The sequence below is a fragment of the Capnocytophaga sp. H4358 genome, assembly GCF_002302515.1.
GTDB lineage: Bacteria > Bacteroidota > Bacteroidia > Flavobacteriales > Flavobacteriaceae > Capnocytophaga > Capnocytophaga canis.
On record NZ_CP022380.1, the window covers coordinates 988,487 to 1,010,498 of the forward strand.

Annotated in this window: 19 protein-coding genes; 11 read left to right on the plus strand and 8 right to left on the minus strand. The window is 34.7% G+C overall.

The genetic code is table 11. The features are described 5' to 3' along the window. Window positions 1-54: 54 nt before the first annotated feature. A complete protein-coding gene (locus CGC49_RS04260; RefSeq protein ID WP_095911922.1) occupies window positions 55-1,299 on the plus strand; it encodes a DUF5103 domain-containing protein in 1,245 nt (414 codons plus the stop codon). Window positions 1,300-1,558: 259 nt separating this feature from the next. Here the strand turns inward: CGC49_RS04260 and CGC49_RS04265 are convergent, their stop codons facing one another. From CGC49_RS04265 to dnaG, 3 genes are all read right to left on the minus strand, one after another. Beyond that, on the minus strand, window positions 1,559-3,100 hold the full coding sequence (locus CGC49_RS04265) for an Rne/Rng family ribonuclease (RefSeq protein ID WP_042008256.1): 1,542 nt from the start codon (window positions 3,098-3,100) through the stop codon (window positions 1,559-1,561). A gap of 230 nt (window positions 3,101-3,330) precedes the next feature. Further along, the gene (locus CGC49_RS04270) at window positions 3,331-3,636 is read right to left on the minus strand and encodes an HU family DNA-binding protein (protein ID WP_042008258.1); all 306 of its coding nucleotides are present in this window, start codon (window positions 3,634-3,636) and stop codon (window positions 3,331-3,333) included. Window positions 3,637-3,834: 198 nt separating this feature from the next. Continuing rightward, window positions 3,835-5,802, minus strand: a complete 1,968-nt coding sequence (gene dnaG, locus CGC49_RS04275; RefSeq protein WP_095911923.1) for a DNA primase — start codon at window positions 5,800-5,802, stop codon at window positions 3,835-3,837. A gap of 482 nt (window positions 5,803-6,284) precedes the next feature. On the opposite strand from dnaG, the gene CGC49_RS04280 reads away from it, so the two are divergent. The 4 genes from CGC49_RS04280 (at window position 6,285) to murF (ending at window position 11,354) form a co-directional block, all read left to right on the plus strand. Beyond that, complete coding sequence (locus CGC49_RS04280) at window positions 6,285-7,031, plus strand: electron transfer flavoprotein subunit beta/FixA family protein (RefSeq protein WP_042008262.1); 747 nt, start codon at window positions 6,285-6,287, stop codon at window positions 7,029-7,031. A gap of 21 nt (window positions 7,032-7,052) precedes the next feature. Continuing rightward, on the plus strand, window positions 7,053-8,006 hold the full coding sequence (locus tag CGC49_RS04285) for an electron transfer flavoprotein subunit alpha/FixB family protein (RefSeq protein WP_095911924.1): 954 nt from the start codon (window positions 7,053-7,055) through the stop codon (window positions 8,004-8,006). Between the two features lie 250 nt (window positions 8,007-8,256). Continuing rightward, on the plus strand, window positions 8,257-9,918 hold the full coding sequence (gldJ, locus tag CGC49_RS04290; RefSeq protein ID WP_095911925.1) for a gliding motility lipoprotein GldJ: 1,662 nt from the start codon (window positions 8,257-8,259) through the stop codon (window positions 9,916-9,918). A 95-nt stretch (window positions 9,919-10,013) separates the two neighbouring features. Further along, complete coding sequence (murF, locus tag CGC49_RS04295) at window positions 10,014-11,354, plus strand: UDP-N-acetylmuramoyl-tripeptide--D-alanyl-D-alanine ligase (RefSeq protein ID WP_095911926.1); 1,341 nt, start codon at window positions 10,014-10,016, stop codon at window positions 11,352-11,354. Window positions 11,355-11,455: 101 nt separating this feature from the next. Here the strand turns inward: murF and CGC49_RS04300 are convergent, their stop codons facing one another. The 3 genes from CGC49_RS04300 to CGC49_RS04310 form a co-directional block, all read right to left on the minus strand. Further along, complete coding sequence (locus CGC49_RS04300; protein ID WP_095911927.1) at window positions 11,456-11,761, minus strand: hypothetical protein; 306 nt, start codon at window positions 11,759-11,761, stop codon at window positions 11,456-11,458. Between the two features lie 183 nt (window positions 11,762-11,944). Further along, window positions 11,945-14,251, minus strand: coding sequence for a beta-N-acetylhexosaminidase (locus CGC49_RS04305; RefSeq protein WP_095911928.1), 2,307 nt, complete (start codon window positions 14,249-14,251; stop codon window positions 11,945-11,947). 109 nt (window positions 14,252-14,360) lie between these two features. Beyond that, window positions 14,361-15,053 carry a TIGR00730 family Rossman fold protein gene (locus tag CGC49_RS04310; RefSeq protein WP_095893513.1) on the minus strand — a complete coding sequence of 231 codons (693 nt, stop codon included), beginning with the start codon at window positions 15,051-15,053 and terminating at the stop codon, window positions 14,361-14,363. Between the two features lie 690 nt (window positions 15,054-15,743). Between CGC49_RS04310 and CGC49_RS04320 the strand changes: the two genes are divergently transcribed. Next, window positions 15,744-15,944 (plus strand): hypothetical protein, encoded by a 201-nt coding sequence (locus CGC49_RS04320; RefSeq protein ID WP_042008384.1) that lies wholly within the window; start codon window positions 15,744-15,746, stop codon window positions 15,942-15,944. Window positions 15,945-15,957: 13 nt separating this feature from the next. Here the strand turns inward: CGC49_RS04320 and CGC49_RS04325 are convergent, their stop codons facing one another. After that, window positions 15,958-16,143: a hypothetical protein gene (locus tag CGC49_RS04325; protein WP_095911930.1), complete on the minus strand. Its 186-nt coding sequence runs from the start codon at window positions 16,141-16,143 to the stop codon at window positions 15,958-15,960. Window positions 16,144-16,518: 375 nt separating this feature from the next. Here CGC49_RS04325 and CGC49_RS04330 point away from each other — a divergent pair, with 375 nt between their 5' ends. The 3 genes from CGC49_RS04330 to CGC49_RS04340 all read left to right on the plus strand — a co-directional run bounded on the left by CGC49_RS04330 (window position 16,519) and on the right by CGC49_RS04340 (window position 18,153). After that, window positions 16,519-16,698: a hypothetical protein gene (locus CGC49_RS04330; protein ID WP_095911931.1), complete on the plus strand. Its 180-nt coding sequence runs from the start codon at window positions 16,519-16,521 to the stop codon at window positions 16,696-16,698. 303 nt (window positions 16,699-17,001) lie between these two features. After that, window positions 17,002-17,184, plus strand: coding sequence for a hypothetical protein (locus tag CGC49_RS04335; RefSeq protein ID WP_095911932.1), 183 nt, complete (start codon window positions 17,002-17,004; stop codon window positions 17,182-17,184). Between the two features lie 651 nt (window positions 17,185-17,835). Further along, window positions 17,836-18,153 (plus strand): hypothetical protein, encoded by a 318-nt coding sequence (locus CGC49_RS04340; RefSeq protein WP_095911933.1) that lies wholly within the window; start codon window positions 17,836-17,838, stop codon window positions 18,151-18,153. A 184-nt stretch (window positions 18,154-18,337) separates the two neighbouring features. Here CGC49_RS04340 and CGC49_RS04345 read toward each other — a convergent pair whose 3' ends face one another. Then, window positions 18,338-20,272, minus strand: coding sequence for an LTA synthase family protein (locus CGC49_RS04345; RefSeq protein WP_232745198.1), 1,935 nt, complete (start codon window positions 20,270-20,272; stop codon window positions 18,338-18,340). 270 nt (window positions 20,273-20,542) lie between these two features. Between CGC49_RS04345 and CGC49_RS04350 the strand changes: the two genes are divergently transcribed. Further along, window positions 20,543-21,331, plus strand: a complete 789-nt coding sequence (locus tag CGC49_RS04350) for a tol-pal system YbgF family protein (protein ID WP_095912684.1) — start codon at window positions 20,543-20,545, stop codon at window positions 21,329-21,331. 112 nt (window positions 21,332-21,443) lie between these two features. Next, the gene (ribH, locus tag CGC49_RS04355; RefSeq protein WP_095911934.1) at window positions 21,444-21,923 is read left to right on the plus strand and encodes a 6,7-dimethyl-8-ribityllumazine synthase; all 480 of its coding nucleotides are present in this window, start codon (window positions 21,444-21,446) and stop codon (window positions 21,921-21,923) included. Window positions 21,924-22,012 lie beyond the last annotated feature (89 nt).

A 22,012-nucleotide genomic window follows, 5' to 3' on the forward strand; every position in this document is an offset into this window, starting at 1 on the left:
AAATTTTTATTTATACGATTTTTTTTCATACATTTGATTTTTAAAAATATATGTATGAAACAATTAATTATATATTTTCTATTCGGTTACAGTCTTGGAGTCAACGCTCAAATTCTTACCGAAAAAACACCTCCAGAATTCATAAAAACAATTATTTTTAAGGCTTCAGAAAATGATAAAAGCCAATTCCCGATTGTGCGACTCAATGAAATGTTTACTCTACAGTTCGACGACTTAAGTGGTGATGAGGAAACATATTACTATAAAATTACGCATTGCAACGCCGACTGGACAGCCTCCAATTTGCTAAAAAGCGAATATATTAAAGGAATGGATGAGCAACCTCTACGCCCCGAAAGCAATTCGTACGCAACTTTGCAATCCTACTCTCACTATCGACTTAATTTGCCCAATGATTTGACAAAAATTACCCTTACAGGCAATTATCTTCTTTCTATTATTGACCGATTTGGAACGGAATTATTCTCCCGTAGATTCGTAGTTTACAATCCATTAGTAAGCATTCAATCCGAAATCAAACGTACACGCGACCTACAACATTTCGACACCAAACAAGTGGTGCAATTCTCCATCAAAGAATTGGGGTTACATCTGCAAGATCCTACATCAAATGTTAAAGTAGCTGTCTTGCAAAACTATTGCTGGAATAATGCTATTATGAATCTGAAACCTCAGTTCACAATAGGGCAAGAACTTATTTACAAACACGATCTTGAAAGTGCTTTTGATGGAGGTAATGAATATTTTTACTTTGACAGTAAAGAGTTACGTGTAACCTCAGGTGCTACATATCAAATATTCCAAAACAAACTGTTTGAACACGTTCTATTTGGAAATATAAGCCGTGCGAATCGGGTTTACACCTACAATCCTGATATCAACGGAGATTTTCTAATAAACACATTGGACGGACGCAACCCGGATAACGAAGCGGATTACGTCTGGATACATTTTTCATTAGAATTACCCGCCTCTTTCGGCAAAAAAGAAGTATACGTATACGGAAAATTCTCCAATTATGAGCTTTTAGACATTTACAAACTTACTTACCATGAAGAAAAAAGAATTCATCAAGGAAAAATCCTGCTAAAACAAGGCTTTTATAACTATAAGTTTGCTACAAAAGAGCAAAACGAAGAAAATTTTAATGAAATTGGCGGGAATTTTCAACAAACAGAAAATAATTATACCATTTTAGTCTATTACCGAGCTCCTAACGCTCTTTATGATCAAGTGATCGGACTTGGAGGAGCTAATAGTAGTAATATCTCAAGGTAAAGTGGATATATTTTCGGTATAATGTCTAAAAATTAAGCTATTTTTTAGACGATTGTTTCTAATGGATATTTTTAAGTTCAATTTTCAGTTGTGATTTTGGTTTTTATTTCAAAAGTATTTTTCTTGCTGTATCTGTCAAACGGAAACAAACTTTGCTGGAAAGTAGCTTGTCAGGAACACAAAAATATTTGAAACTCTACAGACCTCTTTTTCTGAAAATAATAAAGGCTTTGCAATTTCTCGCAAAGCCTTTGTTTTTTTAAAGAGGTGTTCCTTCCTTGGTTTTAAAACGGTATTCAAGATAGGAGTATGCATCGCGGTGCATTACCCTCACCCACCGTTTGTATTTTAAAAACCATTTAAAGCGTATTGACATTAGTCCGTGGGTAATATACGCTGCAATAAAAGGATGTGCATTTAGCACAATGCTACCCTTATAGGTACTCTCTTTAATGATTCTTTCAAGTTCTATGTTGATTTTGTCAACTAAAACAATAGGTGCTTCAATTTCACCTTCTTTACTCGGATTTTCTTCCTTGGTTTTGATGTTTAGTTCTTGGCGTACTCGCTGACGCGTAATCTGTATTAACCCAAATTTACTTGGAGGTAATATTTTGTGTTTTGCCCTATCTTCCGACATTTCTTGTCGTAGATGATCAAAAAGAATCTTTCGGTTATCCGTATTGGACATATCAATAAAATCAACAACGATGATACCTCCCATATCACGTAAACGCAGTTGCCTTGCAATCTCTGTTGCTGCAATTAAATTTACTGCTAAAGCCGTAGACTCTTGATTATCAGCTTTGTTAGAGTGATTTCCACTATTGACATCAATAACGTGTAGTGCTTCAGTATGTTCAATCACCAAATAAGCTCCTTTGCTCATTGAAACGGTTCGTCCGAAAGCCGTCTTAATTTGTCGTTCAATATGGAACTTTTCGAAAATGGGAACTGAAGAACGGTACAGTTTTACGATACTTTCTTTTTCAGGGGCAATCTCTTGAACATATTTGATAACTTGCTCGTAGAGAGTCTCGTTATCCACCTGAATTCCTGTGAAAGAATCGTTGAACATATCTCGCAAAATAGCTCCTGTTCTACTGATTTCGCTCATCACCTTGGATGGGAAAACAGCCTTGTTAATTTTTTTACACATCAAAACCCATCGGTTGAATAAACCCTGTAAGTCCTTATCCAGTTCCGCTACCTTTTTACCTTCTGCTACGGTGCGTACAATTACGCCAAAGCCTTTAGGTTTAATGCTTTGCAGAAGTCGTCGTAGTCGTTCTTTTTCGGTTTTGCTTTCAATTTTCTGTGAGATAGAAATTCTATCAGAAAAGGGTACTAACACCAAATAGCGCCCTGCGATGGACAATTCAGAACTGATACGAGGACCTTTGGTCGAAATCGGTTCTTTTACAATTTGAACCAAAATGGGTTGTCCTGCTTTCAAAACATCTACTACTGCTCCATCTTTATTAATATCAGGCTCTAAAGGAAAGTCTTTTAAAGAATAATCTTTTAATTTTCCTGAAATAATCATCTTGACAAATTTTTGTAAAGACGAAACCTGAGGACCTAAGTCCAAATAATGCAAAAATGCATCTTTTTCGTGACCTACATCCACAAAAGCGGCATTCAACCCAGGAATTGGTTTTCGGATTTTGGCAAGCATGATATCCCCCACACCTACACCATTAGCATCCTCTTCTTTGTGGAGCTCAATGAGCCTTCCTTCTTTAAGCAAAGCAAAATCGACATAAGAGGAACCTGAACGAATGATTAGTTCTTTATTCACTCTGTTTGGATTTTTTTTGTTAAACTACTACATTGTCTATGAAAGATTTAATTTCATAAACTATTTTTTCAATGAACGTTTTTACATAAGACAGAAAAAGTAGTTAAAAACTACTTTTTCTTTTTGTGACGGTTAGCTCTCGCTCTTTTTTTACGTTTGTGGTTAGCAACTTTATGTCTTTTTCTTTTTTTTCCGCTTGGCATAGCTTAATATATTTAATTAGTTTAAAATTATTTCTTTTTTCCTGATTTTACTTTTACCTTTGTTTTTACACCATCAACAAACACTTTTGCAGGTTTGAATGAAGGGATGTTGTGAGCAGGGATTTTAATAGTTGTATTTTTAGAAATATTACGTCCTGTTTTCTCAGCTCTTGTTTTGATAACAAAACTTCCAAAACCTCTCAAATACACGTTGTTCCCACTTTCCAACGATGCTTTCACTTCATCCATAAAGTTCTCAACCGTTGATTGAACGTCGTTTTTATCAAGACCTAACTTATCAGCGATCTTTGATACGATTTCTGCTTTTGTCATTTTATATTTCTTTTTAAATATTAATATTTTAACTTATTCGGACTGCAAATATAGTAATTAAATATTTAATAAACATGATGTTAGGTTAATATTTTTTTATTTACCGCCTCATTTTAACAACCTTACAAAATTTTTAGGTTTCAAAATTATTGAAAATGAGTTAGTTGCGCATTTAGTTAATCAACAGTAAAACTATTTTTAATTGACTACCCGATTCAATCGCTTTGCCAATGTTTTTTGGAGTTGTATGTAATCCATAATTTCTGCCATAGCTTCGTTCTTTTCGGCTACCTCAACTGAGGTTTGTACTCGTTGCATAATATCGGCAATCAAATTACTCACTAGCTGTTTTCGGATGTTTAACAAAATATCTATTACCGCAATGTCTATATTCTCGTCCTTGTTTTTCACTACAATATCTTTGCGAAGCCAATCGTGCAATGTCAAATTTTCATCTTCCATAATAATTTGAGTTACTCTTCCGCTTAATTCGATAGGAAGCTGATTGACAAATGTAGATAACTGATAGGTTGAGTCCTCGTATTTGCTCATCACCAATTCATAAATATGTCTAAACTCCGGATTCGCAAAATGAATTTCATCCTCTTGTAGCTCCAAATATATTTTTTCATATATTTTAAGCTCTTGCTGCACTTTATATTCCTGCACACCTCCTTTTTCGTCAGGTTTTAATATGACATCAACAAATGTATACTTTCTATCTCCATAAAGTAACAGACACTTTATCAGATCGTGTTCCAAAACTTGTAACCGATCAATAGACAGTTTTATTTGTTCTTCTTTAGTTCGTGTAACTTCTAATTTTTGAGTTTTCTTACGCTCTACCTTTTGTCCGTCGTAAATATCTTTCTTTAATATTTGCGACAGAGTAGCAAATAACACATCTTCGGAAATTTCCATCAATGCAGCACATTCGCGGATGTACACTTCTTGTTTTATTGAATCAGGAATTTTTGAGATGCTCTCTATGATGTCGCGTATAGTTTCTGATTTTTTTATGGGGTCATTTTGAGCCTCTTGCACCAGAAGTGATGCTTTGAAGCGTATGAAGTCCGTAGTATTTTCTTCCAAATAGAGAGTAATGTCTTCCAAAGCGTTGTTTCGAGCAAAACTATCTGGATCTTCACCGTCGGGGAATGTACATATTTTCACATTCATCCCCTGCTCTAAAATAAGGTTAACCCCTCGTAAGGAAGCTCTCAACCCAGCAGGGTCACCATCGTAAAGCAAGGTAATATTATTGGTTAACCGATGAATGAGGCGTATTTGTTCAGGAGTAAGAGCCGTTCCGCTTGAGGCTACCACATTCTCAATTCCTCTTTGATGTAGTTGAATTACATCCGTATATCCTTCCACCAAATAACAATTGTCTACCTTAGCAATTGCCTGTTTAGCGTGATAAATCCCATAAAGAACTTTACTTTTCTGATAGATTTCACTTTCGGGAGAGTTGAGATATTTTGCGGCTTTTTTATCTTGCGTAAGTATACGTCCGCCAAACCCCAATACACGTCCACTCATTGAGTGAATAGGAAACATCACCCGCCCTTTGAATCGATCAAACTTTTTATCTTCTTTAACGATTGTCAGACCCGATTTTTCGAGAAACTCAAGTTGATATCCTTTGCTGAGAGCTTCGTCTGTAAAAGCACTCCATTGGTCAGGGGAATATCCCAAACGGAATTTTTTAATGGTATCCAATGTAAAACCACGCTCTTTGAAGTAGCTCATCCCGATAGCTTTTCCTACTTCGCTCTCAGTCAGGATTTTCTCAAAGTACGTCTGAGCAAACTCCGAAACGATATAAAGGCTTTCTCGTTCATCTGCCTTGTCTTTTTCTTCATCCGTCTGTTGGGTCTCCTCAATTTCGATATGGTATTTTTTTGCTAAATAGCGTATTGCCTCTGGATAAGTGAAATGCTCGTGTTCCATCAGAAAAGCAATAGCATTTCCTCCCTTACCACTACTGAAATCTTTCCATATTTGCTTAACAGGAGAAACCATAAAACTGGGAGTTCGTTCATTAGAAAATGGACTTAATCCTTTATAATTGGAACCAGAACGTTTGAGTTGTACAAAATCTCCTACGACTTCCTCAACACGCATCTGGTCATACACTTTGTCTATGGTTGCTTTTGAGATCATTTTTATTCCACTTTTAAAAAATTATTAGCCTTAATAAATAAAAAGTACTAAAATAACATTTTCTCCTGCCTAAAAAATGAGAGTAAATTCCTTGTTTTCCTAATATAGTTTGCTGTATATCACTCTACTGACTGCTTGTTTTTTACACAGACGGACAAAAGTAGCAAAAAATATCATTCAATCAAACATATTAACAATTCGTATAATATTTTGCACTACAAAGAAAATAAGATCTAAAATATGCATCAGGAAGAGTAGCTCTTATGTAATTTGGCATTTTACATTGATTCGCATTAACTATCTTATATCTCAACACATTGTGTCTGATTTTTCATTAAAAATAGAATGATGCAGAATGATAAAAAACAGATAATCTGCAAAAAGATTTGCATACAATCATTTTTTTTTTGAATTTTGCAAGGATTGTTCTTTTCTAAAGAACAATCTTTAAGTGTATTCAAGTAAAAAATTATTTAGGAATAATGAAAATATTAGTTTGTATAAGCAGTGTTCCTGACACTACTTCAAAAATAAACTTTACTAACGACAATCAAAAATTTGATACCTCAGGAGTGCAGTTTATCATCAATCCGAGTGATGAGTATGGGCTTACACGAGCTATCCAACTCAAGGAAAAATTGGGTGCTTCCATAACCTTAGTGAATGTGGGAACTCCTGAAACAGAGCCAATTCTCCGCAAAGCCTTTGCTCTAGGAGCCGATGAAATCATCCGAGTAGATGCCACTGCTACAGATGGTTTTTTCGTAGCCTCACAACTTGAAAAAATTGTTAAAAATGGAGGTTTTGATTTAATAATTACAGGTAAAGAATCCATTGACTACAACGGTGGAATGGTAGGTGGGATGCTTGCAACTCTACTTGATTACCCTTTTATTAACAAATGTATAGGATTAGAAATCAACGGCATAGACATTGAAGCATCTCGTGAAATCGATGGAGGTAAAGAAGTAATCAAAACTCAATTACCTGCGGTGATAGCAGCTCAAAAAGGATTGGTTCACGATAAAGATTTGCGGATACCAAATATGCGGAATTTGATGGCTGCCCGCACAAAACAAATCACGGTAATACAACCCGAAAGCGTTTCAGCCCCCACCAGTGTAGTAGGATTTGAAAAAACACCTGCCAAAAATCCTGTTAAAATGATCGCATCGGACAATTTAGATGAACTTATCCATTTGTTGCATAACGAAGCCAAAGTGATTTAATTTTTGAAAAAAGTAGAAAAAATGTCAATATTAATATACGTAGATTCCGAAAAAGGAACGTTAAAAAAAACGGCGTATGAGGTAGCCTCCTACGGAAGAGCTCTCGCCGATATGCACAATACTGATTTGGTTGCCGTAGCAATCAACGTTGAAGACATCACTCCATTGCAAACGTACGGTGTAAACAAAGCAATAGTAGTAAACAACGACCAACTGAATCAGTTTTCAGCCAAAGTGTACACTGAAATCATCAGAAAAACAGCAGAAAAAGAGTCAAGTAGCATAGTCGTATTCAGTTCATCATCTTACGCGAAAAACATAGCTCCTTCGTTAGCTGTGGTTATGAAAGCAGGTTATGTAGCAAATGTAATTTCGCTACCTGCGAGTGTTGATAATTTTGAGGTGAAGAGCAATGTTTTTTCAAACAAAGCTGTTGGCTTAATAAAAATAGATTCAGTTAATAAGGTGGTTAGCCTTGCGGGGAACGCCTACGGAGTAAAGGAAACTCCTGTTTCGATGACCGTAGAAGAAATTCCGACCGAAGTACCCGAACCACCGATTAAGGTAGTGAGAAGCGAAAAAAACACAGGCAAAGTATCGTTGGATGATGCGGCAATTGTTGTTTCGGCAGGACGTGGACTGAAATCACCTGAAAATTGGGCGATGATTGAAGAATTGGCAGACGTACTCGGAGCAGCAACCGCTTGTTCAAAACCTGTGTCCGATATGGATTGGCGACCTCACAGTGAACATGTAGGGCAAACGGGGAAACCCGTAGCACCAAACCTATACATCGCTATTGGAATTTCAGGAGCTATCCAACATTTAGCAGGGGTTAACGCTTCTAAAATCAAAGTAGTCATCAACAGCGATGAAAATGCTCCTTTTTTCAAGGTTGCAGATTACGGCGTAGTAGGAGATGCATTTAAAGTAGTCCCAGAACTAATCTCTAAGTTAAAAGCCTTCAAAGAATAATCGTTTTTTACGCAATCATGTTTTATTTGGAAAAGCTAAAAAACAACAATTAAATATGTTAATTTTTTCTATAAAAAAGGTTTTTAGACTTTGATTTTATAAAATTAACTCTTTAATTATTAGATGTTTAATTGGTTTTAAACAATAAATTGTTTAAAAATAACAAGTTAAAATATTTGCCGAATGTGTTTAGTTAGAGAAACTTTTGCTAACTTGCACCCGATTTTTATACTAACAAAGTAGTTTTACTATGAAAAATAATTTATTAAGATTCTTTGCCGTCATAGCAATTTTTTCGGGGTTTGCACTGACAGGTTGTAAAAAGGGGACAAATAAAAATATTTCCAGTGCAACAGGTTGGAGCATAAACTCAAAAGAAGGAGGTTTTCAATACAACACAGACTTCAAAGAGCAGGAAACAGGACCAGGGCTTATCTTGGTTGAAGGAGGCACATTCACTATGGGGCAGGTTCAAGATAACGTGATGCACGATTGGAATAACCTTCCAACGCAGCAGCATGTACAGTCTTTCTATATGGATGAAACAGAAGTTACCAACAAAATGTATATGGAGTATTTGGATTGGTTAAAGCATGTCTTTCCTCCAGCCGAAGAGCAATACAAAAACATTTATGTTGGAGCATTGCCTGACACGTTGGTTTGGAGAAGCCCTCTTGGATTTAACGAATCAATGGTAACGAATTATTTGCGTCATCCTGCGTATGCGGAATATCCTGTAGTTGGGGTTAACTGGGTTCAGGCGGTACAATTCAGTGCTTGGCGTACGGATCGCGTAAATGAAGCTATTTTGGAAAGAACAGGATATATTGAAAAAAACACACGCTATCAAGTAGAGGCTGGAAGTACTTTCAGTACAGAAACGTATCTTTACACACCATCAGACTCTTATGGAGGACAAGCTACTGATTTTGCAGGTAAAAAGGCTGTCACCAAAGAAGGAGAGCCTACTTTTGCTAAGCAAACCAGTGGAGTATTACTACCAGAATATAGACTTCCAACAGAAGCTGAGTGGGAGTATGCAGCCAAATCGTTAAATGGTGTTCGTGAGTACAATAGTTTGCAAGGTAGAAAAAAATATCCTTGGGATGGAGCCTATACACGTTCAACAAAACGCTCGTCACGTGGTGACCAGTTGGCGAACTTCAAACAAGGTAAAGGAGACTATGGCGGATTAGCAGGTTGGTCTGATGACAAAGGCGATATTACAGTTCCTGTAAAAACGTATCCACCGAATGATTTTGGATTGTATGACATGGCAGGAAACGTTGCAGAATGGGTTGCCGATGTGTATCGTCCGATTGTTGATGACGAAGTTACCGATTTTAACTATTATCGTGGTAACGTATACATGAAACACTCTATTGGGGAGGATGGTAAACATGTGATTGTAACGCCTGAAAATGTTAAATACGACACATTGAGTAACGGGAAAATCGTAGCTCGTAATCTTCCAGGTAATATCGCAACCGTTCCAGTTGATGAAAACGAAACCTATCTGCGTTATAACTTCACACGTAGTGAGAATAGAAGTTATAATGACGGGGATAAATCGTCAACACGTAACTACAGAAGTGGCGGAAGTGAATTAAGTGGAGGAGATTTGGATTACAAAAACTCAATGTACAATTCACCTAAACACCAAATTTCAAGAGATTCGTTGGAAAACAGAATCGCCAGAAGCTATGACAAATCAAACGAACGTACTACCTTGATAAACGACGAAGTACGTATTTACAAAGGAGGTTCTTGGAGAGATAGAGCCTATTGGATTGATCCAGCTCAAAGAAGATATTTACCTCAGTACATAGCAACGGATTACATAGGATTTAGAAATGCAATGAGCCGTGTAGGTTCTAAATCATCCAAAGCAAATAAAAGACCAAAAGGATAATACCTTTATTAAATAATAATCTAAAAACGCTATAAATATATTTTATTTATGGCGTTTTTTTTGTAATATTGCTACCGAAAAACAAATGATAGCTTATGAAAGAACTATATGAATTGTTCGTCCAGTCAACAGGGGTTTGTACGGATAGTAGAGCCGTATTTGCAAATTGTATCTATTTCGCTTTAAAAGGAGATTCATTTGACGGCAACAAATTTGCTAATGAAGCCTTGGAAAAAGGAGCCAATTATGCCGTTATAGATGACTCGAGTATGAAAGTTTCGGATAAAATGATTTTAGTAGACGATGTACTGAAAACGTTACAACAATTAGCAAACTATCACCGCCGAAAACTCGGAACACTCATTTTCGGGATTACAGGAAGTAATGGAAAAACAACCACAAAAGAACTGTTGAAATCAGTACTGTCAGAAAAATTTCAAGTAGTTGCTACCCAAGGGAATCTGAATAACCATATTGGGGTTCCTCTTACCTTGTTATCAATCCAAGCAGAGACTGATATTGCTATTGTAGAAATGGGAGCTAATCACCCTGAAGAAATTGCTTTTTTATGCTCCATTGTTGAGCCAGACTATGGTTATATAACCAGTATTGGAAAGGCTCATTTAGAAGGTTTTGGAAGTTTTGAAGGAGTTATTAAAACTAAAGGAGAATTGTATGATTATTTGAAAAAATACAACAAAACAATTTTTTTGAATAATGACGATACTTTACAAAAAGATCTTTTGAAAAATTACGAAAACGTCTATTCTTTTGGAAATCAAGGAAACACTAAAGTAAAATTAAAGAATACACATCCTGTAGAAGTGATTTTTGAAAATTCAGCACTAAGAAAAATGACCGATGGCATAGAAAAACCATCGCTTTTGGGAATTGGTGTATTAGATGAGTTTACTGATTCAACTACAGTAGTAAGATCGAATCTAACAGGAAGTTACAATTTTTCGAACATAGGTGTAGCCATTGCCGTAGGTAAATATTTCAAATTGCCTCCCGAGGCTATCAAACGAGGGATTGAAAAATATATCCCTACAAACAACCGAAGTCAAATTATTAACTTAGAGGGAAATACCATTTTTTTAGATGCTTACAACGCTAATCCAAGTAGCATGTCCGCGGCCATACACAACATGCTAACAATTGAGAGTTTTGACAAAAAAGTACTCATTTTAGGAGACATGTTTGAATTAGGCAAATTTGCCCTGACAGAGCATCAGAACATCGTAGATTTGGTTGAATCCCATACTTGGAAAGCTGTTTTTTTTATAGGGGAAAATTTTGCAAAAACCTCTACCAAACACCCTCAATTTAAAACATTTGATGAATTCAAACAAGCATTTTCGTTTTCACAATTTTCAGATTGCCTTATACTAATCAAGGGGTCCAGGGGAATGGCTTTGGAGCGAGTTATTTTATAAGTCTTTACTTTCTTTCATGCTTAAAAACATTCTAAAGGTAAGTTGTCGTTTTTAATTTTAGTCTGCTGACTGTTTGTGAGGCTTTATGGATAAATTATGCATTAATATTTTAAAATCACATCAATTTCATAAGGAAACCATTTGCCATTCCATAAATCTATAAAGAATAAAATTACTTTTTCTTCAATTGGCATTGAAGGACTTAACAACTTACCTGTTACATTTCCTTTTCTAATGGATAGGTTAAGTTCTTTTAACATGATGTTGTAATACTTCTCGTTTACTTCACATTTCTCACAAAATATTTTCTCCCCTTCCCAGAAACGAGCTTTTAACTTATCCGAATCTATGAAGGGGTTTTGCTTTTCTTTTTTGTAATATTTGCAGGATTTGTAAATTCTCTCCATTGGCTCTGTGCTGATTTTCTGAAAAGAAGCACAAAATTATGTTTTTCTGCTCAAAATAAAAATTATAACTGAAATTTGAGTCTAAAAAATCTCTATTAAGCCTTTTTTAAACTTACCTGTTGCAAAGAATCATCTCCAAATTTATGGACTGTGACTATTTTCGCTTCTATTCTTGTAGGTAAATTAAAAAACTAATATCTCATCAATGAATAGCCACGCATCGCCTCCTTTGGGTGGGCTTCCTAAGTTTTTAATTTCTATTTTGATGAAGCGTGTTTTTTCTGTAGGAAATTCTAAAGCAAAATCGTGCAATATAGCAAATCCATTGACTGAATAAGGACGTTCGATTTTTCCTTTTGGAGTATATTTTTTTCCATCCTCAGAGGTGAAAAGGCGTATTTCGGTAGGGAAATAAATTCCAGAACCTTGGTTCTCCATAGCTCCAACAACAACTTTGCTTATATCCTGAGGAGTTTCTAAATCAATGTTAATAGTTGCGTTGTCTACTAACCAAGCTAACCATTGTTTGTCATGGAAATCTTTTGTACCACGAACGATATTGGTTAGTGTTTTATTTCCTTGTCCGGAGTAGCTTTTGTGGTAAGTTGGGTTATATGAAGTAGGTTTGCCCATAGCTTTGTGAAACGTTATCGTATTGCTATAAACAGCCGTATGTGGTTTATTATCAAAGAAAACTGCAGCTTGAATTTGGGTAGTTTCATTGATACGCAAGGTGTCCGTGTACGGGATTGCATTGCTAAAGTCGGACTGGTTCAACACATAACGTATGTCTGCATTTGGAGTTTCTGATTGAAGGCTAATTTTCACACTGTTATTGCCGTTATCAAATACTTTTCCTGTGGTTTGGTAGATGGATTTGGCATAGTTGATATCCATTATCTCTAAACGAGCCAATGATTTTTGCAAACGTTGTGCAAAATCAGTCCAGTTTCGTTCTTTTTCAGGTTTCCAAAATACTTCGGACATGGCTAGTAGGCGTGGGAATAACATATATTCGGAATGTTTTTCATTAGGTACATATTCTGCCCAAAGGTTTGCTTGTACCCCTAAAATACGAGAACGTTCCTCGCTACTTAACTCTTTTTCAGAAAATGCTTCATTGTAAATTCGGCTTACAGGCAAATATCCACCAATTGCCAAAGGCTCATTATCAGGCAATCCTTGATATTGGTCGATATAGCCTTGACTGGTCAAAATCACACGATTTCCTTTTTCAGTAGCTTTTTTAACGATGTTGTTACCTCGCCATACCATAACTACCGCATCATCAGCTAATCCACCTTCAATGATTTCGTCCCAACCGATGAGCTGTTTGTTTTTTGACTTTAAAAAAGTATTGATTCGTTTGATAAAGTAGCTTTGTAACTCGTGTTCATTTTTCAAATTTTCGGTTTTCATACGAGCTTTGCACTTTGGACATTTTTTCCATTCAGTGTGTGTAGCTTCATCACCGCCAATATGCACGTATTTACTTGGAAATAAATCGATTACTTCAGTAAGAACATCTTCTAAAAATGAAAAGGTTTCTTCTTGACCAGCGCAGTAGATATCCGTAATTGGCCAAACTCCGCCAGACGGCACAGCTATAGGTCGTTTATGGCAAGATAGTTCAGGGTATGCCGCAATGGCACTCATCACATGAGCGGGCATTTCTATTTCAGGGACTACAGTGATGCCATATTTTGCAGCATATGCTACAATTTCTTTAATATCTTCTTGGGTGAAAAAACCACCATACGTGCCTTTTTCGTTAGGGTCATTGGTTACGCGAGCATTCCAATGTTGGTCGAATTGACCCACACGCCACGCTCCAACTTCCGTAAGTTTTGGATATTTTTTGATTTCAATTCGCCATCCTTCATTGTCCAACAAATGAAAATGAAAGGTGTTGATTTTCAGCATCGCCATTCGATCAATGGTTTTCAAGATATATTCTTTCGGGAAAAAATGTCTAGCCACATCCAACATCAATCCTCGCCATTCATATTGAGGTGTATCGTTGATTTTTACAGAAGGAATTACCCAGTCAATTGTTGTGATTTTTTGACTTTCAATTTCTTTTGGTAGTAATTGTCGTAGGGTTTGCAATCCATAGACAAATCCACGGTAATCCGACGCAGAAATTAAAATTTTGTCGCTATCGGAAGAAAAAGAATATCCTTCTTTGGGTAGATTTTCATCTACAATCAATTGTACGAAATTGAATTTTACATCGCTATCTGTTACAGTATTTTTAGAAAAATCCCACCCTGAAGCACGATGAAACTTATCAGTAATCAACTTAATAGCAGGGTGTAGCGAATCGTTAGCTATGAATTTTGTTTCTGCTGTAAACTCAAAAAATCCGTTGTTCAACACTACTTGCTCAGGCTTCGGGATTAGTAACAAATCATCTTCGTTGAAATGAAAATTTTTCTTCTCATGGCAACCCATTAACAAGATAGCGAATAATAAAAAGTAAGGTTTCATGGTAATAATTTATAGTTAAGATCTAGTAGTTAACTGTATTGTTGTTCCATTTTTCCTTAGATTAAAAAAGACTCTAAGGAAAATGGATTTCAGTTTAGGTTCGACTTTCTTAAAAGTTTGGACGTAATTGATTTGAATTACTATAAAATTTTTCGATTACGTCAATCACATCATCTTCGGAATCAACCAAATGGAAAAGGTTTATATCCTCAGGGCTGATATTCCCAAAATGCTCCAAAAGAGTGACTTTAATCCAATCTACTAGCCCTTGCCAGAATTCAGTCCCTACTAAAATGATTGGAATACGGTCGATTTTGTGTGTTTGTACAAGTGTTATTGCTTCGAAAAGTTCGTCCAATGTACCAAACCCACCCGGCATCACTACAAAAGCTTGAGAATACTTGACAAACATCACTTTACGAGCAAAAAAATAGTCGAAATTCAGGTTTTTATCACTGTCGATATACGGGTTGTCGTGCTGTTCAAATGGCAAATCAATGTTTAACCCTACCGAAGCTCCTTTCCCGATATGAGCTCCTTTGTTTCCAGCCTCCATAATCCCTGGCCCTCCGCCAGTAATGACACCATATCCTTCATTGACAATTTTTTCAGCAATACGAACCGTCAGTTCATAGTACTTTGTACCAGGTTTTATACGAGCCGATCCAAAAATCGAAATACAAGGCCCTATAAGACTTAATTTTTCATATCCATTGACGAACTCGCCCATCGTTTTGAAAATTGACCACGAGTCGTTTGTTTTAATTTCGTTCCAAACTTTTGAATGTTTTATTTTATTCATAATCAATATTTGATATTTTTTTTTACTGAACCCGCAAAGTTATGGAACTTTGAAAAGAAAAACAATTCATTTTTAGCAAAAAAATCGAAAATTGGAATTTACTGGTATAGCTTTACTTCACAGAATATTTTTAAAGTCAAAAAAGATTACTTATCAGTTTTAAAAACAATGAAAATGGTGTTTTTTATAGTGATGACTTTGTTTATTCTTCCTACTATGATTTGTTAAAGTGGAATAAGGCTCCACACTCCGACATAATTTTAACAAAATCGAGTAAGGTTAAATTTTTGTTTCCCAGATGTTTAAACGATAGCACCTACGCAAAAGATTTAGATTATACCTACAGATTGGGTTGGTATATCGGTGAAAATCCTCAATAGGAACATTTATTGACACTATCCTTCTATGAGTTGCTTGTCCTTGTTTGCAATATCATTCGAAAAACAAAATGCACAAAAAATTTCCTTTGGTGTATTTGGATTTGTTTCTTTATTAGCTGCTACTTATTTTATAAGTTATGACGATGTGGAAAGGTTTTTTATATTCGTAATAATAGGAAGCTATTTTTGTTTGATGAGCCAAAAGCGAAAGATATATAAAAAGAAAAGTAAAGGATTCTAATGTTAAACTGTTTTGTAAATAGTTTTATTGAGTTCATTATTTATTTTCATATATTGTTCTTTTCCTTAGATGAAAAGAACCAAAAATCAAGGCTTTGGATATTTGTCTAAAAATCAGACTCATGTCGCTAAAATTTTCCAAACTTGCTTCCTACGGTCGCTTCGAACAATGGAAAATTTCCACGCTCTATTCGTTGATTTTCTTAACGCCAAATCTCCAATGCCGATGAAAAGTGGTCAAAATACTGAAAAATCAGTGTTGAACCATTAAAAAATACATGAAATTAAGGACTGAATTCAATAGTTTTATTACTACTCATATTGGTCAATTTCTTTATGGTAGATTTTTTGAGCAGAAAACACAAAGCTATCTTGTATTTAGGTTCGGCGATTACTTTTATATTCAATATATTTTCTTGAAAGCCAAAGAATTGAAAAATAGAAGTTGATGTAGCGTTTGTTTGTATCATTTTGTTTTTGTGTTTTAATTGTTACAAAAAAACTAATTCATTGATTTTTTTAGCCCGTCACTCTTCATTTTGTAATTTATATTCAGATTTTATTTAAATTGAATTTTCATCAAAATAACAACTATTTTATTATATATTTCATATTTTAAAACGCTATATTATTCATAAAATAATAACCCTTAAAATTAAAAATACATATATTTAAACCATTTTTATAACAATAAAACTTGATAAAAACACTATTAGAGTTAAACAATGTTAAAGTTTATTTTTTTCTTTGAATTGTAATATCTTTTTTTTAGATTTACACTGTAGTTATCCGGAAAAACTATATGAGTCGTTAAGTGAATTATTTATTTTAAAAATTTTACTGTTATGAAAAAGTTAGAATTAAAACAAATGGAAAATGTGCAAGGAGGAGAAATAAGTCAGAGAAATTGTGGTATTTTAGGAGTAGGGATTGTAGTAGGCTCGGTAATAGGTGTGTTCAATCCGATTGGATGGGGACTTGCAATTACCTCATTTGGAGCTGCTGCAGCCTCAGATTGTTTTTAATTTTTTATTTAATCATGAAGAATCAAAGATTTTTATATTTATTTAATATATGTGCAATTCTGTTTATTCTATTTGAAGATAAAATAATTTTCTTTTCGCTACAAGAGTTGTTGAGTCCATTCGCTCGGTATGGTATTTTAACGATGAATGCCGTATATTTTGCGTATAGTTTCAAGAAAAAAAGATCTTAAATTAGTAGAGTTTAGAAATAAGTTTGCTAGTTTTATGAAAATCCATAATTGAGTCTGATATTTTTACCATCAATTAAATAACCGTCTAACCTTAATATTATATTACAATCTTATGAAAAAGTTAAAATTAAATCAAATGGAAAATGCGCAAGAAGGGAAAGCAAGTGAGAGAGCCTGTTTAATAGGAGGGGGACTAGCTGCGGTTGCTTTTGTAAGTGGATTCCTTGTTCCTGCGGTTTTTTTTACAGCAATGGCAATTACTGCAGGAGCAGCTTATTCGGGGTGTTTTGATTAATAAGAATATTCAAAATAAAACTATAATAATACTTACTGCTTTTTTTCTAATTATATTATTAGTGAATATTTTAACAAATAATGGTTTGGGGAAAGGGTTGAATTTTATTGTAGTTTTAGGATTAATCCCTCTTTTGTGTACTATATTTATAAATATGTATAAAAAAAACAAGAAATAAAGCAATTAGACTTAAATAAAATGGTATCCATAGAAAAGGTTCCACAGATTAATGTTGGGATAAATATTATTAATAAACATATTGTGGTATTATGAAATATATGAAATTGGGTTTAATATTGGTAGGTTTGCTTATAATAATATCTCTTATTGTTCTAACAAACGAAATTTTGGAAACAACCATAGTAAGAGATGTTTTTCTTGTACCAGCATTGGTAATTATTTTTGCTCTGATTTTTAAAATTATAAAAGAAGAGAAAAATAAATAAAACGACAGAGCTAATTGATTTTATATTAGCTATTTGATTTTTATATGTTGTAACGAAAAAAAACGAAAATGAGATAATTAGATTTAAACAAAGTGTAGTTATCCGAAAAAAAACATAAACATACACCTGTTAATCAATTAGTTATAGTGTTTGTTTTTAGTATTATTTTGGATTGATAATATAAGTATGACTCAATTTTTTTACTATGAAAAGTTTATTAAACTATTTATTACTGTGTATAGGATTAATTTCTGTAGTTTTTATCTTAAGTGAGTATGAATTTATAACTAAGATAGCATTTGCACTTGCTTCTATGGGTTGCTTGTCCTTGTTTGCAATATCATTCGAAAAACAAAATGCACAAAAAATTTCCTTTGGTGTATTCGGATTTGTTTCTTTATTAGCTGCTGCTTATTTTATAAGTTATGACGAAGTGGAAAGGTTTTTTATATTCGTAATAATAGGGAGCTATTTTTGTTTGATGAGCCAAAAGCGAAAGATATATAAAAAGAAAAGTAAGTAATTCTAATAACTAATGACCGACAAAAAATCAAAAAAGAAACTATGATAATTTTTATCTCACATCGACTGCATTCTCTTCAAAAAGTAGCCGATGAAATATGCATTTTAGACGGAGGAAAAATCATATTATCAGGCAATCACGAAAACTTAATGCAGACAAGGAATTTTTACAGTGATTTTTTTAGTTAATTTTCCAACTTTTTGTGAATTACCCTATCCATATAATCTTGAATAAAAGCCTGTAAATCACGGATTCCTTTTTCTGTTTCGGGATTATTTTCTTTTCCTAACAAGTTGTTTTTCAACCCTTCATCTTCACGTTCGTAAATGCCGTTCATCGTTCCGTCTTGATTCATTACATAAATGTAACTACCTTGCATCAAGCTATAGACATGTGTATCAGAAATATAGGCTCGTGGTGTTTCGTTAGCTTCAGCAAACAAACTACGCCCCCATGAACGAAATGGCTTATTGTAACCCATTAGATCTACCAACGATGGATAGATGTCGATTTGTTGTGCAATTTCCGATGATTTTCCTATGGTAACAAACTCTTCGTTAGGACTATAGAACATTATTGGAGAACCCATTTTAGTAATAGGTTGTTTGTACAGGTCGTAATACGTTTGATTGCCATGGTCGTTCGTAAACACGAAAATAGTGTTTTGAAACCAAGATTGTTTTTTAGCACTTTCAAAGAATTTCTTCAACGCATGGTCCGTGTACTGAACGCATTGGTGAATTTCCAGATTTCCTTTATCGAACTTACCTTCGTACTGCTGAGGCACTTTAAAAGGATGGTGGGATGAAACGGTAAATATCGACCCAAAAAAAGGTTGTTGTTTTTGACTAAGAACAGTATTCATAAATTGAAAAAAAGGTTCATCCCAAATGCCCCAAACTCCATCAAAATCAACATCATTGCCATACTCTGCTTTGCCGTAGTAGTGCTGAAACCCAAGTATGTTGGAAAATCCTAAAAACCCCATTGAGCCGTTGGGAGCTGAGTGGAAAAACGAGGTGTCGTATCCTAATTCGTTGGCGATTGAAACCAGTGATTGTGTAGGCTGTTGAGCATAAGGCGATGAGGTATATGCCACTTGCAAGGTCGGTATTCCTCCATAGATAGACGACATTCCGTGAATAGACTGACGACCGTTGGCATACGCATTGTCGAAAACCATTGAATGCTGTGCTAAAGAATCTAAAAAGGGAGTGTATGACTTGTAATCGGGGATATTTCTATCCTTGTTCATACATCCCCAATATTCTCGACCAAAACTTTCCAAAATAAAAAGAACTACATTAGGTTTATTTTTTACCTCTCGGTAATACAACTTTACAGGCTTGATATGTTCCGCTATATAGTCTTCTGATACAAAATCATAGGTTCTGAATCCCTTATTTTTTCCTATAGTTCGGATAAGTGTGAAAGGCGTGTTTAGGATAACATCCGCATGAGCTGAGACCGACACATATCGACTAGCATCAACAATATTTATCGGACGCGATGAATGGGAGAGCGTTCCTCCACGAATCCCTGCCAGAACCATCGTACCTATACCCGCTAACCCCACCAACGAACTAATAACATATGGTAATGGATGAATCGTATTCTCACGAACTTTGATTCGTTTGTAAAAATACATCCAACAGAAAATCAGAGCGATAAATATTAGAAAAACATACCAATACATCCCCACGAAGGTAAAAAACAAAGCGGTTTTATTTTGTTCATTTTCAATCACCGCAAAAGAAGCTGTAGTCAATCGTGATTTACTAAATGGATAATAAATCATATCCACAAAATTAGTCGCATAAGCTATAGTATTTGGAATAAAATACACCCAAAAAACCATTTTTTGGTATCCCTTTCGAGTGTTTACCCACAGAGGAAAAATGCTCAATAGAATAAACAATAAATTTACATAAAGAATCGCTGTAGTGTCGAATTGGATTCCATACGCAAATAACTTAATCACTGTCAGAAAGTTATATCCATCTATAACGTCAATATTAAATGCTATGAACAGAAGTCGAGCTACAAAATAGAACAAGAATACCAAGGAAAGTCGGTACAAAAAAACAAGATATTCGGTGATTCGGATAAATTTATTCATAAAAGATAATTTGAATTAAATACCGCCTAATGTCATAACGCTATGTATTTTAGAATTCTGTGGAAAATATCCCACAAAAGTAAAATATATTTTTATCTTAACAAAAATATATTCTAAAAACACTGATTTACAAACTATTAACCAGAACAATGGAACTATTACTCCAAAACGAATAATTGTTAATTCGTTATTTTTTATATTTTTTTGTCAAACCATTTTTCAAATACAAATAAAAGTTTTATTTTTGCCAAACTTTTAATCAAAAAAGACATGGCAGTTTATAAAAAAAGAAACAACAGACCTAATAGAAAAAAGAAGATAGATGAGTTAGACGAACTTGAGGAAGAGCAACTTCACCAAGAGAGTACTACGGCTGAGGTTTTTGACAGTCTTGATGCAGGAGCTTCAAAAACAGAGGCTTGGGTACAAAAAAATCAAAAAACCATCCTTGGAGTGTTAGTCGCTGTAGCTGTGGTAGGTTTGGGAGTCCTGTTATATCAACAATTTGTTTCTGCTCCAAAAGAGAAAGAAGGAGCAAACGAATTCTTTTTCGCGAATGAATTTTTCAATGAAGCATTAAACACTACTGACGATCGTGCAAAAGATTCGCTTTTCACACTTTCGTTGGAAGGAGGTAAAGGGAAGTACGGCTTCTTAGAAATCATCCAAGAGTATAGCGGTACAAAGGCTGCTAATTTGTCGCAATATGGAGCTGGAATGGCTTACATGCATAAAGGTGAATACCAAAAAGCTATTGACCATTTAAAAAAATTCGATTCACCTGACGATGTGATGGGAGTTTTAGCCTTAGGGAACATTGGTGATGCCTATTCACAGTTGAAAAACAATCAGGAAGCATTGAATTTCTATAAAAAAGCATATACTCATAGTGATAACGAATTTACTAAACCGATGTATTTGAAAAAAGCTGGAATAACAGCTATGTTGTTGAACGACAATAAAGAGGCTGGTAAACTTTTCGAGCAAATCAAAGATGAGTACCCAACTTCTGAAGAAGCTCGTACTATCGACATTCTTATTGGTAAAATAAGCAATTAAGCGTCACTATAAGAAAAGATAAAATTTCTTCATAGTTTATAAATTTATATGATTCCACACCTGCCATTTTCTTAGAACAAATGGTGGGTGTGTCTTTTAAATACAATACATTATGGCAACAGAAAACAAAAATTTATCACAATACGACAAAACGAAAATTCCCAATGTAGCAAACTATCGGTTTGGTATCATTACTTCCGAATGGAATGAGCAAGTAACTTTTGGGTTAAAAAAAGGAGCCATTGACACCCTTAAAGATTGTGGTGCTTTGGAAGAAAATATTTTGTGTTGGGAAGTACCGGGGAGTTTTGAACTTATCTACGGAAGTAAAAAGATGATTAAAACCCAAAGGGTAGACGCTATCATCGCGATTGGTTGTGTCATTCAAGGAGAAACTAAACATTTTGATTTTGTTTGTCAAGGAGTTACACAAGGGATTGCACAATTGAATGTTTCCGAAAACATACCTGTTATTTTCTGTGTACTCACTGATAACAATATGCAACAATCCTTAGACCGAAGTGGAGGAAAACACGGTAATAAGGGAGTAGAAGCTGCCATCGCTGCCATTAAAATGGTAACGTTGGGGTAGTGAACCATAAGCAACGAGTCTTCAAGTTGCTAGTGATTAAGAGAGAATTGAGTATTGGCTATGATGATATAGAGTTTCAAAAAGATAAT